This is a genomic window from Calothrix sp. PCC 7507, assembly GCF_000316575.1.
In the GTDB taxonomy this organism is placed as follows: domain Bacteria; phylum Cyanobacteriota; class Cyanobacteriia; order Cyanobacteriales; family Nostocaceae; genus Fortiea.
The window spans coordinates 3,762,446-3,776,971 of record NC_019682.1; the positions used below are offsets into that span (position 1 = coordinate 3,762,446).

The window sequence follows — 14,526 nt, forward strand, 5'->3', positions numbered from 1 at the left end:
AAGAAACTATTGCGACATTTGTAAATATTTTTTTGTAAATTATTGGCGTCATGCTGAGAAATTATGAGCTTGCTGCCCATATTTTTTAGTCTTTTTCTCCGAAATCTTTAAATTTTCCACTAAAATACATTAGGCAACTGACAATTATTGTGCATCACTAAACATCAACATATACAGGAATCCAAACAAATCATAAAAACAATTCTTACTGACTAATTTGATGAACTCACAAATTAATTTGACTGATTGTCTATTGACAAACACCCTTATTCTGTATTACCAGATACATTTTTCTGATCTTGCCGCTCTTAATACGCTCTCAAGACTTCAAGAACGTAAATAATATCCTTGATATTGTCAGCATTTGCCAATGTCAGAACTAAAAAGGTCAAAATATTGTTAAGTTTATATACAAAACAAAAAGTTAAATTTATTACTTACAATAAAAAATACACTTTTAATACTGTGTAGTTTATTATAACATGCACACTGGTTTATAATTGTCAACTAGTGTCAGTTGCTGACTGCCAACCCTCAAAACTAACTTGACAAAGTACTACAAATTACAACTCAAGTTGTAAATATTGTTCATAGTCCAGATCTTCGAGCTTTGTTTGCTTTAGAATGACTGATTCTGATAAGTTTTGGCGATACTTTTGCACTTTTTCTAATAATTCTGGTTGGTAAGTAGCGAGAATCTGCACTGCTAAAAGTCCCGCATTTTTAGCATTACCTATAGCCACTGTGGCAACGGGGATACCCCCTGGCATCTGTACGATTGAGTATAAAGAATCAACACCTTGTAGATGCCGAGTGGGTACAGGAACACCGATGACGGGAAGCGGTGTTAAAGACGCTACCATACCGGGGAGATGGGCTGCGCCACCAGCGCCAGCAATAATTACTTTAATGCCGCGTTGGTGTGCAAGTTTAGCGTACTCTACCATGCGTTCTGGGGTACGATGGGCAGAAACGATCGCCACTTCGCGCTCAACACCAAATTCGTCACAAATGGCGATCGCTTCTTTCATTGTGGGCAAATCAGAATCGCTGCCCATGATAATACCAACAAGAGGAGTCATACAATTTTGGATTTTGGATTTTGGATTTTGGATTTTGGATTTTGGATTTTGGATTTTGGATTTTGGATTTTAGATTTTAGATTTTGGATTTTGGATTTTGGATTAATCGCCGATGGTTGCATTTAAAATCGGGACAGATTTGGCTAAGTAAGTCGGCACAACAATACCAAACTGTGTAAAGAAAAGTAAACAAGGCTCAAACCCTTCTGCCTATTGCCTATTGCCTTATCCCAGCGACAATTATTTACGCCGAGTTACTTATCTTCTCGTGAAAGTGATGACAAAAGCAAAACAAACCCCCATTGTTACCAATAATGTAGAGATTATCAATGCGCGAATCCCTGGTTATCAAGGTTTGCAGATGCTCTTGGTAAATCAAGAGGGGATAATTGAGCAAATTCTACCAATGAATAAAGTTGTCCAGCGATCGCCTACAGAAAACTTGCAAGTAATAGATGTTGCTGGTGATTGGATTTCTTTAGGTGGCGTTGATTTACAGATTAACGGCGCTTTAGGATTGGCGTTTCCAGATTTACGAGCCGATAATTCCCATTTATTGGTGAAAACATCACAATTTTTGTGGGATGTAGGGGTAGATGGATTTTTACCGACATTGGTGACAACATCAGTAGAAAATATACAGCGATCGCTGGCTGTAATTGCTGGTGTTATCCCCAACCAAAACCCAGGGGCGAAAATTTTAGGAGTCCATCTAGAAGGGCCATTTTTAAATTATGGAAAACGCGGCGCACACCCAGCTGAGTACCTGTCACCTCTAACCATTGACAATATCAAGCGAGTTTTGGGCGATTATGCCCATATTGTCAAAGTCATCACTTTAGCACCAGAATTAGATCCTACAGATGAAGTGATTCCATATTTGCGTTCTTTAGGAATCATCGTCAGTTTAGGACATTCTCAAGCCACAGCTAACGAAGCACAACGTGCTTTCGCACTCGGTGCAACAATGGTAACTCATGCTTTTAACGCCATGCCACCATTACACCACCGTGAACCAGGATTATTAGGAGCAGCAATTATCCATCCTCATGTTATGTGTGGTTTTATTGCTGATGGTGAACATGTTTCGCCAATTATGCTGCAAATTTTACTCCGTGCCAGCCAACAACAAAAAGGGCTATTTCTCGTCAGCGATGCTCTGGCACCCCTAGGGCTACCCGATGGCGTGTATCCTTGGGATAGTCGGCAAATAGAGGTAAAAAACGGTACTGCACGACTAGCTGATGGCACTTTATCAGGGACAACTTTACCCTTATTGGTGGGAGTACAGAATTTGGTGGAGTGGGGGATTAGTGACGTAGAAACCGCCATTTCTCTAGCAACAGAAGCACCTAGACAAGCAATTGGCTTACCAGGAATTTCTCCCACTCAACCTGCTAATTTATTGCGCTGGCGTTGGGATGAAGCGACAAAAGAACTGACATGGGAAAGATTGAATCAGTTAACAGTTAACAGTTAACAGTTATCGCGGTTCTCATTCCGATGCGGTACAAAATTATATCGCCAGCTGTAGGGGCGTAGGCAATGCCATTGGTGTCAACTTAAGCTAAAAATAGCTTGACGCTAGGACTCCTCACCCGCCTGGGAATTCATTCCCTCTCTTATAGCGAAAGTCTACTCTAGTAGACTAAGGATTTTTGGCTATATTTAGTAATCTTTAGATGACTTCCGCTATTAGAAAGGAACTTCAGTTCCTTGCGGGACATGACTTTTACGTTAAGTTGACACGTATGGGCAGTGCCGTGCCCTTATGGGTGTACCTCACATAACCGAGAATTGCTATATGACTAAGCCTGTAGGAAGCAAGAGCAAAGCCACAGTCTGGGTAGTGGAAAATGGCAAAATGCGATCGCGCTCTGATCATCTCACCACTGAAGAACCTTTAGAAATTCGTCTTTTATCTCCAAATCGCACAATCGCCGTCACCATGCGAACACCAGGAGCAGATTTTGAATTAGCGGCTGGTTTCCTCTACAGTGAAGGAGTCATTAGTTGTAAAAAAGATATCCAACGCATGAGCTATTGCGTTGATGAATCAGTCGATGGTGAGCAGCGCTACAACATTGTGAATGTAGAACTCAAAGAAGGATTAAGTCCTGATTTACAGCCTTTAGAACGCCACTTTTTCACTAACAGCGCCTGTGGAGTTTGCGGTAAAACCAGTATTGCAGCTTTACAGATGCGGGGTTGCTCAGTCATTTCTCCTGGTTTAACAGTAACGCCTGATATCATCTACAGCTTACCGGATCAACTCCGAGCCGCTCAAGGTATCTTTACCGCTACCGGGGGTTTGCACGCGGCGGCGGTATTCGATTCTCGAGGACAAATATTAAACTTAAGGGAGGATGTTGGCCGACACAATGCCCTAGATAAATTGATTGGTACAGCTTTACTTGCTGACGAGCTACCTTTCAATGATCATATTGTCATGGTGAGTGGACGCTCTAGCTTTGAGATTTTGCAAAAGTCCGCTGCTGCTGGAGTACCCATTGTTTGTTCTGTTTCCGCTCCTAGTAGTTTGGCGGTATCTGTGGCTCAAGAATTCGGGATTACTTTAATTGGATTCTTACGCGGAGAACGTTTCAATGTCTACACCAAGTGCGAGAGAATAAATATTGTATGAAACCTGGATCAAGTAGCAAAACTTTTGTAAGACACCTATTGTGGAGTCGCTGCTGGTAATGGCTGATAATTGTAACTATTTTTCAATTTACAGCCAGCATTAACAGATGGATCATAAGCACATTCCCCTTCTGCTAACTGCCCATTTTTGTCTTTAAATGTACAGCTAACATAATTATTTTGATCAGAGTCGTAACCTGTACAACTAGTTAAAGTGAACCCCAATGGTTGTGCAAACTTTTGTGCTTCTTTCTCCGCATTCTCTTGAATTTTCTGGGGACTAAGTCCACAGCTAGTTAAGCTAATCAATAAGGTGAGTCCAATTGGTACAATCAGCAGAGTCTTTGGAGCTTTTTTGTAGTCAGGTGTTTTTTGCATGATTTTATTTATAAGTTAGAGCTTGATACTATTGAGGTAAGTCCTCATAATGTATTTATTTGTGAATAAAAATACATACTATGTAAATATTTTTACCATAACATGCCCTAAGTATTTTTGTCATCAACAAAATACTTGAATCAATACTCAGTAAGTATGACTTGTAGTCGAGATAACTAAAACATGGCTGTGGGAATAATCAAAGACGCATTCGTAACCTTAGCTTCTTTTAATTTCGCGTGCTTAGTGAATTTCTATACTGATTTACTAAAACAAAACCCCACAACCATCATCCCCAACATCTATGCTGAGTTTCAGATTTCCGGCTTACGATTAGGTATTTTTCAACCCAAGCCAACACACGCATCCGAATTTGAAACGATCGCCAAAAGTAAGATAAGTTTGTGTTTAGAGGTGAGTAACTTAGAAGATGCGATCGCCCAGCTCACAACTTTGGGTTATCCTCCACCCGGCAAAATTGCGATCGCTTCCCACGGACGAGAAATTTACGCCTATGACCCTGATGGGAATCGGTTGATCTTACATCAGAATGGGGCAGGGAGCAGGGAGCAGGGGGAGTAGGAAAATAACTCTTGACAAATGACCAATGACAAATGAAAAATTATGACTTTAACTCAAAACTATAAATTAAATGTTATCCAATGGTATCCAGGCCATATAGCAAAAGCGGAAAAGAACCTCAAAGAACAGCTAAAACGGGTAGATGTGGTGCTGGAGGTAAGAGATGCGCGTATCCCTTTAGCAACGCACCATCCCCAAATTGAGGAGTGGGTGGGGAGTAAGGCGCGGGTTTTAGTGCTAAATCGAGTAGATATGATTACGCCTCAAATGCGATCGCTGTGGATCAATTGGTTCAAGTTTCAGGGTGAAACAGCCTATTTTACCAACGCTCAACATGGTCAAGGTGTGACTGAAGTCTGCAAAGCCGCTCAAGCTGCTGGGTTAGAACTCAATCAAAGAAGACGCGATCGCGGCATGTTACCCCGTCCAGTCCGTGCTGTGGTGATTGGCTTTCCTAATGTTGGTAAATCAGCTTTAATTAACCGTCTCTTAGGAAAACGAGTAGTAGAAAGTGCAGCTCGTCCTGGAGTGACGCGCCAACTCCGCTGGGTGCGAATTTCCGAACAGTTAGAGTTGCTAGATGCACCTGGAGTCATCCCCCTCAAGTTAGAAGATCAGGGAGCAGCCTTAAAATTAGCTATTTGTGATGATATTGGTGAAGCCGCTTACGATAATCAGCTAGTTGCAGCCGAATTAGTAGACATCCTCAATCATCTCCAGGATGTGGCTACTAAGTTGTTACCACAAAAAATATTAGAGTCCCGCTATCAACTAGACTCAACACCCCATACAGGAGAAGAATACTTACACGCCTTAGCGGAGCATCGCTACAAAGGTGATATTGAGCGCGCCGCCAGGCATCTTTTAACAGATTATCGTAAGGGTTTATTAGGAACTATCCCTTTAGAAATACCGATTTAGTTTTGTGGTGGGCAATGCCCACCCTACAAACCAATGACAAATGACAAATGCCAAATGACTATCTAACGTTTCTCACCAAAAAATTTGGTTGTCCACAGCTTTTTTGGGAACTCTTCACTATTTCTGCACTACAAGCGCCTGGTTTGCCATCTTTAGCGTAGCAAAAGAAAACTTCTTGCAAAAACCTTCCTGAACCAGAACAGTAAGGCGCCATACCATCAGCAGTTAATTTTGGATCAGCACTGACAAATGTATTTTTCAATCCATCGATGGTGGTGCGGAAAGGTTTGCTAGGACGGTTATAAGCCGTAGGAATTGTGACGGAATCTTTTAACTGTTTAGATAATGCTAGGTATTCTTTCGGGGTTTTTCCCGAACAAGTGCCATGTTTTTCCCATTCATGGCCATAAAGCTTATCGCTGGGGTACAAACCTGGAAACTGCTGCTTTACCTGTAGCGGTAATTTTTCACTAGAACAATTAGCTGGATAACCTTTTTGGTATTGCGGCCACAAACCATGTAATACAAAGCCGAGTTTCTTACCAACTTTGCACTGCTGTGGATCGCGATCGCCATTTTTGGCACAATAATCTGGTGACCAAGATAAAGTCAGGACGTAAAAATCAAACTGGCCGGGAGTTCCGCGATTTTGGGCACTGACGGCGTTAGGTACTGCAAAGCTAGCAATCAACAGGGAAGATGCAACCAGGATTTTTTTGATCTGCATATTTACAAGCAGCTTTTGTGTAATTGAAGTTACGTCATATACATTACCCTAGTTGCGTAACGCGATCGCATCTTATATCGCCCTCAGCACCCATGCACTCAAACCCTTGTGAGGATATTTTTAACTTAATACCCAATCGACACAAAATTATATCAGAAGCTGTAGGGGAACGGCACTGCCGTGCCCTTACGGGTGTACTCACGTCACCGAGAAATGTTGGGTTTCGTTCCTCAACCCAACCGAATCTAGCGCAGCGTTCCCCAGTTGCGTCAATGTTCACAGTCCCGGTTTTTTGTTAACCTTAGCCGAAGGCTTTGGCGAAGCCATCGCTTGACTTTTAAGACAGTCGCTACAATACCTACGATTTTTTTTTGCAACATTGAAGGCTTGTCGCGCCACTACCGAACGAAAACTAATTCCGCAGGCGCTTCAGTTCATCATCTGTAATCGGATTCTTCCCGGCTTTCAGGTCTTTCACCCAGCTTTGCCGTTGGGCTTTGATATCTTTATCATCAGTCTGGGCGATGTAGTCCTCAAAGTCAGCAATTGCCCCTGGATAGTCGCCTGTTAACGCCCGCGCCAAGCCACGACTATCGCGAATATTGCCATCATTGGGTGCAAGCTTCACGGCTTGGTTACAGGCAAACATTACATCGGCAACTTGTTTTTGCAGACTACCTTTGCGGCATAGTGTATGCCAATCATCGGCAGAAATTTCAACTTTTGGGTCAAACTTTTGGGCGTTGGTGTAAGCTGCTAATGCTTCCTTAAACTTATCTTCTCTGACAAGGCTTGCTCCTGACTCAACTAATAAAGCAGCTGCTTTTGTCTTTGGTTTAAAGTCTAAACTAGAGTCTAGTTGCAATGCTTGCTGGAAATTGGCAACTGCATCCTCAAGCTTACTTTCTTGCGCTAACTTTTCACCCTTTGCAACTAGGGCTGAAGCCTCTGCCAATTGTTTTGCTTTTGTTTGTGGGTCAAGTTTTAAGCTGGGATTCCACTCTAGTGCTTGGCGGAACTTGGAGACAGCAAGATTAATATTTTCTGTTCGGGCTAATTCTTCACCTTGGGCAACTAATGCTGGTGCGGCTGCTTTTTTAATAGCTGGAGTTTGGCACGCCTTGAGGTCTTCTAATACATCTGCATGGGTAGGTAGGTAATTATTCAGGCGTTGACAACCACTGGCTAATAAATTATCTAAATCCAAATCCCATAAAATCACTGTGCTGTCAACACTGGCAGTGGCAATGGTCTTGCCGTCGGGACTGAAACTCACACCCCAGACAGCATTGCTATGCCCCTTGAGGGTTTTGAGTAGTTTGCCGGAGATGTCCCAGAGTTTGACTGTTGTGTCAGTACTTGCAGTGGCAATGGTCTTGCCGTCGGGACTGAAACTCACACCCCAGACAGCATTGCTATGCCCATTGAGAGTTTTGAGTAGTTTGCCGGAGATGTCCCAGAGTTTGACTGTGCTATCAGCACTGGCAGTGGCAATGGTCTTGCCGTCAGGACTGAAACTCACACCCAAGACAGCACCGCTATGCCCCTTGAGGGTTTTGAGTTGTTTGCTGGAGATGTCCCAGAGTTTGACTGTTGTGTCTAAACTTGCAGTGGCAATGGTCTTGCCGTCAGGACTGAAACTCACACCCCTGACAGCATTGCTATGCCCCTGGAGAGTTTTGAGTTGTTTGCCGGAGATGTCCCAGAGTTTGACTGTTGTGTCATCACTTGCAGTGGCAATGGTCTTGCCGTCAGGACTAAAACTCACACCCCTGACAGCATTGCTATGCCCCTTGAGAGTTTTGAGTAGTTTGCCGGAGATTTCCCAGAGTTTGACTGTTGTGTCACCATTGGCAGTGGCAATGGTCTTGCCGTCGGGACTGAAACTCACACCCAAGACACCACCGCTATACCCCTGGAGTGTTTTGAGTAGTTTGCCGGAGATTTCCCAGAGTTTGACTGTGCCGTCATCACTAGCTGTGGCAATGGTCTTGCCGTCGGGACTGAAACTCACACTAGAGACCCAACCGCTATGCCCCTTGAGGGTTTTGAGTTGTTTGCCGGAGATGTCCCAGAGTTTGACTGTGCTGTCTAAACTTGCAGTGGCAATTGTCTTGCCGTCGGGACTGAAACTCACACCCCTGACAGCACCGCTATGCCCCTGGAATGTTTTGAGTTGTTTGCCGGAGATGTCCCAGAGTTTGACTGTCCTGTCACCACTGGCTGTGGCAATGGTCTTGCCATCGGGACTGAAACATACACTATAGACAGGACTGCTATGCCCTTCTAAGCTGTTAAGTTCTCTAAATTTATTTTCGTCTGGTTGTAAGTATACTGCCTGCCGTAATGTGGCAATTGTCTGCATTCGGGTGCTTGGGGTTGCCAATTCTGCACTTTTGAGGTTTTCTCCTGCCTTTAAGCCTTCTATCAGGGCATCAAAGTTCAACCCAGAGAGAAAAAGTGCCTCGCTAGAATTAGTAATGGCGTTGATTTCACTAACATCGGCTTGTTTTTTTTGATTTTCTGCCCGCTTTGCTGCATCCCAGGCGGTGACTGCTAACCCAGCCAATACCAATCCGGCTGCAACTGAACCCATGAGGGCGCGTTTGAGAAAGCTATTAAGTTTGGCTTCACTAATTTTTCTTTGCTTTTCACTAATTTTTCTTTGCTTTCTTTCTTCCTCCAGTTCCGCCATCACCTGTTTTAACTTGGGTTCCTGTTGCTGGCGGATAAAGGCGGCTAAATAATCATGCACTAGTTGATAACGGTCTGCTGGGTTTTCTGGCAATAAAACCACTAAGCCAGATTTGACAAAAATCTCTAATATCAAATCTAATTTATTGCTGTCTGTGGTGACATCTGCCAATAATGCTTGCAAATCTCGTTCTATTTCAGCGCGAGTCTTCAGGGGGCGAGTCCCTTTTTCATCGGTGAGTAAATACAGCAACAATTCTGCCGCTTGCTGATTCTCTACACCGCAATCATCAACCACCTCTGCTAAGTAGCGCTTCACCAGTTCTTCTTTAGCGTTACTCCCAAGTTCTTGATACTTCGCCAGAGTTGTTATACTCTCCGTTTGCAGTTGCGCCCCCACCACCTGCAACTCAATCGGGCGCACTTCTCCCAGTTCCCCGGCTAAATCTTGAACTAGTTTGTCAATTAACGTAGGTTCTAAATAAAATGTAGTTTTTGCAGTTAAGCGCTGAATAATTGACTTAGTATCGTCAGGCGAAAAATTCCCCAACTCATAAAGCACATTCTTGCTGAGAATATCATTGCCAATAATCTTCAGACTCGAAAGGCGATTGCACTCCAGCAAATAATGCAAGTAATCCATCCGCAGTGACAATATCACTTTCACAGAAAGGATATTTAGACATTCTCCCAAGAACTCAAAAAACTGCCGTCTCTGTTTTGGTTCTGGGTAAACGAAGAAAAATTCTTCAAATTGGTCAAAAATTAGCACAGTTCTCAGATTGCGCTGTTCGTTTTCCTTCAGTTGAGTGAGGAGGGCGAGAGATGAGGGGGATGAGGGAGATGAGGAGGATGAGGGAGAGTGAGGGGTTTGAGGTTTTGAGCTTGGAGTGTCGAGTAAAAAGGTGGAATTTTCGAGTTCTGAACTCGAATTATCATGTTCTGAACTCGGAGTGTCGAGTAAAAAGGTGAAATTATCGCGTTCTGAACTCGAATTATCATGTTCTGAACTCGGAGTATTGAGTAAAAAGGTGGAATTGTCCCGTTCTGAACTCGAATTATCATGTTCTGAACTCGGAGTATTGAGTAAAAAGGTGGAATTGTCCCGTTCTGAACTCGAACTGTCTCCCCTGTCCCCCTCATCTCCCTCATCCCCCTCATCTCTCTCATCCCCCAACAACACCCCTCCCAACTCTTCCACCCAATTGGTATACACGCGAATAGCAACTACTAAATTATCTTGCACGCCAATCGCTTTCCGTTTTAAAGCCGGAACCAATCCCGCATTTACCAAAGAACTTTTACCCACACCCGATTGCCCATGAATGACGATTAATTTATAATCAGGGCGACCGATGCGTTCAATTAACCGTTCTACATCCAATTGACGACCAGATGCGGCGATTTCTGGGGCGATATCATCTTGATTATTAACCTGTAATGCTGCTAAAACTTGCGTCTCTAACTGTTTGGCAGCTTGTAATCTCCCTGCACCAATAAACGCCCGCAAACCAAATTGCTGCTCAATAGAACGCGCTTCTTGCTTGGCATCAAATGCATCGAGATATTGCTTTTGATGAAAGTATAGGCTGTGTAATTTCTCCAGAATCCGCAAATAAAGCTGGGGGTCGTTATCTGTAATTCCTAATTTTCTAGCTGCTTCTAAATTATTAATTGCTGCTTTATAGCAATTCTCGGTTACATGAGGTACGCCCGTAAGGGCACGGCCGTGCCGTGCCCCTACATCTGGCGATATAACTTTGTGATGTTGTGCTAAATTCTCTTGTGCTTGCGCCAGGATAAATAATAATGATTGCCGATGAGTAATTACATTAATCCGCGATAATTCCGGCGGCGCGGGTTGATGAGGCACAGATAAAAATGTTAATGCTGTTTCGGCTAATTCTTTTGCTTGTTGCCAGTCGTTTTGTGCTAGTGCAGTTTCAGCCAAAAAGCCATAATCTTGAGATATTTTAATGAGATTATTCTCGGCTTCATGGATAATCAAAGCCTGTGCAGCTAAAGTTTTGAGTTGTTGCCAATCTTGTAAATAACGGAGAATGATGCCAAATTTGTCAAGAGAATCAGCAATTAAATCAGGGCGTTGAGCGGCTGCAAATGCGGCGATACTTTGTTGGAGATAGTTACTAATTGTCTGCCTATTTATAGAAAGACCTGGCGATTGGAAATCGCGGCTATACAAACGAAGTCCGCCTTCGCGGACTAAATCTTCAGGTTGGGGTGTTTGGCTTTGTTCGGTTTGATTTAGGCTGGTTGTTTGCAGGCAATTTTTTTCATCTGCTATAGCTTTTTCGTAATAGCAAATGGTGATTTGTGTAAGTATCTTACCTTGACGGTCACTTCGACTACGGTCACTTCGACTTCGCTCAGTGACCGTTCGGCTCTGTTCACTGAGCGGAGTCGAAGTGAGCGCTTGCATTGTGCCTTCTTCAATTGTTCGCCAATAATCTAAACTTTGGTTGTAATGCTCAATAGCTGCATCAAAATTTTTATGAATATATTCAACTAAACCTAATAAAAAATCACAGTCGGCTTTTAACTCAGGTGTTAAATCTGCCCCCTGATGTTGTAATTCTTGCCAAGCTGATTTAATTTCGGAAATAATTTCTAAATTTATATTTAAAACATCATCAAATAATTGTGATGCTGTCTGTTGGATTAACTTAGTTAATTCATTAATAGTAATCGCAAAGGTTTTCGTAGTCGCCCAACTCTCTAAATCTGGCGCTAGCTGCATCAATTGCTGGTGAACTTCATCGTTAACCCACAACACAATCGGGAAAGGGAAACTTTTACGAAACTCCTCCCGCACCTGATTAGCTGAAGTCAACATTTGGGCTAAATCTGGCAATTTATCTAACCCCACCACCATCAAAGCTTGCACATCATCCCCAAGTTCTTCACGAATGGCGGTGTAAAGTGTCCTTTGGGATGGTTTGAGCGCTAAAACGCTAATTTTAACAGTAGAAATTTCCTGTAATCTGGCAATTAGGCGATCGCGCTGTTGAACATAATTGCACTTTGCCAAAATTAGCTTAAACTGCCCTACAGAAGCTTGAATTGCCCAAGCTAATTGTTCCAGAGAGCGATTTATTTGGTCATTTGTCATTTGTCATTTGTCATTGGTTATTTGTCATTTGTCAGATCGTGGTGGACTGACTCGACTAAAATGTTGCACAAAAATTGTAGTAACCCAAAACCCTGATCAATGTTGGGTTGCGCTCCGCTTCACCCAACCTACACCTAATGCACTGTTGACTGTTCACTGATTTAAATCCCCCACTATACATCTGATAACTGATAACTGTTGACTGTTCACTGATTTAACTCCCTGGCTTCTGTCAAAATGGGGTTAACGTCAAACCAAGACTCGCCACCATCCCGATATTCAAAGACAAACCGACTGCGAATCATTTTTTGATATCCTTGATCATCGCTGACTTTTTTTCTCTGCTTGACATGACGTAATAATTGCCATTCATCATCAGAAATTGGCATTGTCATTTCATTGCGACGAGAGCGAATTACTTGCTCTAAGGTGTCACGAGAAAGGGGAAGGGTCATTTCTTCCATAATCCAGGTGTTCAGCAGCCGTAGCAAATCGCGCACATGACCACCACTCATGTTACATAAGCGTGCTAAGGTTTCTACACTGTCAAATATCTCTGTAATATTATTGAGGCGTTCCTCTGGTTGTAAGTCAGGAAAGGCTCTAGCTAACACCATCTGTTGCATTAGTGCCATTCCCTGTGCATGGACACTACCATCAGGCCACTTTACCGGAACCATCGGCAAAACTTTCGGGTCTTCGGGGAATCGCTGGGTGAGCATTCCATAATCATTGGAGAATTTCAGCGATAGGGGCATGGTATAAACTAAATGGCAATTTAGCTTAGTCATAAACTCACCCTGATCGACAAACAGATATTCCTGTTGCGGACGACCCCAAGATTTGACACGATTATCGATGCGGTCAAGGTTATCGACAATTACGACTAAACCTGTTTTACCTTGTTGCTTGAGTTTGGCGATCGCAGGTTCTAAGAGTTCGCGGTTAATTGCTTCTAATAATTGGGTTTTTTGTGGCCCTAGATATTGATTGAGTTTTTCCCGTAGCGTTGGGTCGTTTTTGGTTTTCGTTGTAATTTCGCCAATCCCAAAGGCTAAAGATAGTTTCTCCTTTTCCGCTGAGTAACCCACATCCCCAACAGTCGGAAGCTTGAGCTTAACTCCTGTCACCTCGGAGTTTAGGACTTTCCAAGCACCTTGCAGCAATTCGTTAAATTTGCCAGTTTCCTCCAGTGTGATTTTACCCAAACTTTGACTCACCCGCCTGGCGATCGCCAATAACACATCGGCAATATCCACATCAGTCATTTCTAAGTCTTCGCTAGACTCAAAATACACGACATGAAAGCCTAGCCTTTCCAAGTCTCCCTGTAACCTTAATAACTCCGTCGATTTCCCACAGCCAATATGACCAGTAAATAGAGTACAGGTCGGCTCATTAGGTTTAAAAACCGTAATCTTCCGTTGCAGGCTCTGAATAATATCGCCACCCCGCACCGCCGAAAAATCTATATAATACTTTCTATCTACTTCATTGTTGATAAACAGAGTGCGGCTAGGGTCAGTTGCCTGAAAGAATTTCAGTAAATCTATAGCCATAAATTTATTTAACTTACATACTTACATACGTAGATATCCTTAACTACCACAATAAAGTTATTTAAAACCTGAGACAACACATCGGCGATAACAATTTACTATCGTCAAGCTGTTGGTCTATCCCATTAATTCTGCGGGTTCTTAGTTCGTAGTGTTCAGATCCCCGACTTATTTGATGAGGTCGGGGATAGTGCATCAAAATTGGGTGACTGTTAAATTAACACCAGAATCGAGCTTAGGCACTTTTAAATAGTCAACTGGCTCACTATTTTGCGGCCTTTCTTCGTTAGTTGAGGACTGACACTGCTCGAAAAAAGCAGATGGGTTTTTCAGCAAATCCAGGGGGTTAATTTTTTTGCATCCTTGCTCACGTACCACCACAAATGAGTTATGGGTTTGTTGTGAATTATCCCAGTTACCATTAATCGTCGCTGGTTCGGTCATCAAAACTGCCGCCTGATTATCGCCGATTGCACTCGGTATATTCTCCGGTTCAGGGTTAGCATAAGCGCTTTGAGTCATAGCGATCGCACTAATTAAAACAAATAAACCTACGGGTAAGTATTTCATAATTAAGCTTCTCAAAATTTAATGCTAATTCAATAATCAAAATTAAGTAAGTCGGTATGAAAGGCAATGGGGAATAGGGAATAGGCAATAGGCAATAGTCAATAGATATGAGGGTTTTAGCCTCGTTCATCTTTCTTCATATAGATTTGATTGTGCCGACTTACTTAGCTAAATCTAAACGCTAGAAAATAGTCACCACATTTACCGAACTAAGTATAGTTATAGCAAATTATACGAAAC

The 14,526-nt window shown here is 42.8% G+C and carries 11 protein-coding genes; 4 read left to right on the forward strand and 7 right to left on the reverse strand.

Translation table 11 applies throughout. The annotated features are described in order from the left end of the window. Positions 1-563 precede the first annotated feature (563 nt). The gene (purE, locus tag CAL7507_RS15895; protein WP_015129499.1) at positions 564-1,082 is read right to left on the reverse strand and encodes a 5-(carboxyamino)imidazole ribonucleotide mutase; all 519 of its coding nucleotides are present in this window, start codon (positions 1,080-1,082) and stop codon (positions 564-566) included. A gap of 277 nt (positions 1,083-1,359) precedes the next feature. On the opposite strand from purE, the gene nagA reads away from it, so the two are divergent. Further along, entirely contained in the window at positions 1,360-2,562 is a 1,203-nt protein-coding gene (gene nagA, locus CAL7507_RS15900; protein ID WP_015129500.1) for an N-acetylglucosamine-6-phosphate deacetylase, read from the forward strand. 324 nt (positions 2,563-2,886) lie between these two features. After that, positions 2,887-3,726: a formate dehydrogenase accessory sulfurtransferase FdhD gene (fdhD, locus tag CAL7507_RS15905; protein ID WP_015129501.1), complete on the forward strand. Its 840-nt coding sequence runs from the start codon at positions 2,887-2,889 to the stop codon at positions 3,724-3,726. A gap of 35 nt (positions 3,727-3,761) precedes the next feature. Here fdhD and CAL7507_RS15910 read toward each other — a convergent pair whose 3' ends face one another. Beyond that, on the reverse strand, positions 3,762-4,103 hold the full coding sequence (locus CAL7507_RS15910; protein ID WP_015129502.1) for a hypothetical protein: 342 nt from the start codon (positions 4,101-4,103) through the stop codon (positions 3,762-3,764). A gap of 183 nt (positions 4,104-4,286) precedes the next feature. Between CAL7507_RS15910 and CAL7507_RS15915 the strand changes: the two genes are divergently transcribed. Continuing rightward, positions 4,287-4,685, forward strand: coding sequence for a glyoxalase/bleomycin resistance protein/dioxygenase (locus tag CAL7507_RS15915; protein WP_015129503.1), 399 nt, complete (start codon positions 4,287-4,289; stop codon positions 4,683-4,685). A 42-nt stretch (positions 4,686-4,727) separates the two neighbouring features. Next, positions 4,728-5,606, forward strand: coding sequence for a ribosome biogenesis GTPase YlqF (gene ylqF, locus CAL7507_RS15920; RefSeq protein ID WP_015129504.1), 879 nt, complete (start codon positions 4,728-4,730; stop codon positions 5,604-5,606). A 58-nt stretch (positions 5,607-5,664) separates the two neighbouring features. Here the strand turns inward: ylqF and CAL7507_RS15925 are convergent, their stop codons facing one another. The 5 genes from CAL7507_RS15925 to CAL7507_RS15940 all read right to left on the reverse strand — a co-directional run bounded on the left by CAL7507_RS15925 (position 5,665) and on the right by CAL7507_RS15940 (position 14,286). After that, complete coding sequence (locus tag CAL7507_RS15925; RefSeq protein ID WP_015129505.1) at positions 5,665-6,333, reverse strand: ribonuclease T(2); 669 nt, start codon at positions 6,331-6,333, stop codon at positions 5,665-5,667. A 43-nt stretch (positions 6,334-6,376) separates the two neighbouring features. Beyond that, on the reverse strand, positions 6,377-6,613 hold the full coding sequence (locus CAL7507_RS32750; RefSeq protein WP_201447845.1) for a hypothetical protein: 237 nt from the start codon (positions 6,611-6,613) through the stop codon (positions 6,377-6,379). 132 nt (positions 6,614-6,745) lie between these two features. Continuing rightward, positions 6,746-12,157, reverse strand: coding sequence for a sigma-54 interacting domain-containing protein (locus CAL7507_RS15930; RefSeq protein ID WP_015129506.1), 5,412 nt, complete (start codon positions 12,155-12,157; stop codon positions 6,746-6,748). Positions 12,158-12,363: 206 nt separating this feature from the next. After that, positions 12,364-13,716, reverse strand: a complete 1,353-nt coding sequence (locus CAL7507_RS15935; RefSeq protein WP_015129507.1) for an AAA family ATPase — start codon at positions 13,714-13,716, stop codon at positions 12,364-12,366. 195 nt (positions 13,717-13,911) lie between these two features. After that, positions 13,912-14,286 carry a hypothetical protein gene (locus CAL7507_RS15940; RefSeq protein ID WP_015129508.1) on the reverse strand — a complete coding sequence of 125 codons (375 nt, stop codon included), beginning with the start codon at positions 14,284-14,286 and terminating at the stop codon, positions 13,912-13,914. Between the last annotated feature and the right edge of the window lie 240 nt (positions 14,287-14,526).

Bases quoted from the DNA above. Each gene is read 5' to 3' on its own strand.
- purE (WP_015129499.1), bottom strand. From the start codon at position 1,082: ATGACTCCTCTTGTTGGTATTATCATGGGCAGCGATTCTGATTTGCCC.
- nagA (WP_015129500.1), top strand. From the start codon at position 1,360: ATGACAAAAGCAAAACAAACCCCCATTGTTACCAATAATGTAGAGATT.
- fdhD (WP_015129501.1), top strand. From the start codon at position 2,887: ATGACTAAGCCTGTAGGAAGCAAGAGCAAAGCCACAGTCTGGGTAGTG.
- CAL7507_RS15910 (WP_015129502.1), bottom strand. From the start codon at position 4,103: ATGCAAAAAACACCTGACTACAAAAAAGCTCCAAAGACTCTGCTGATT.
- CAL7507_RS15915 (WP_015129503.1), top strand. From the start codon at position 4,287: ATGGCTGTGGGAATAATCAAAGACGCATTCGTAACCTTAGCTTCTTTT.
- ylqF (WP_015129504.1), top strand. From the start codon at position 4,728: ATGACTTTAACTCAAAACTATAAATTAAATGTTATCCAATGGTATCCA.
- CAL7507_RS15925 (WP_015129505.1), bottom strand. From the start codon at position 6,333: ATGCAGATCAAAAAAATCCTGGTTGCATCTTCCCTGTTGATTGCTAGC.
- CAL7507_RS15930 (WP_015129506.1), bottom strand. From the start codon at position 12,157: ATGACAAATGACCAAATAAATCGCTCTCTGGAACAATTAGCTTGGGCA.
- CAL7507_RS15935 (WP_015129507.1), bottom strand. From the start codon at position 13,716: ATGGCTATAGATTTACTGAAATTCTTTCAGGCAACTGACCCTAGCCGC.
- CAL7507_RS15940 (WP_015129508.1), bottom strand. From the start codon at position 14,286: ATGAAATACTTACCCGTAGGTTTATTTGTTTTAATTAGTGCGATCGCT.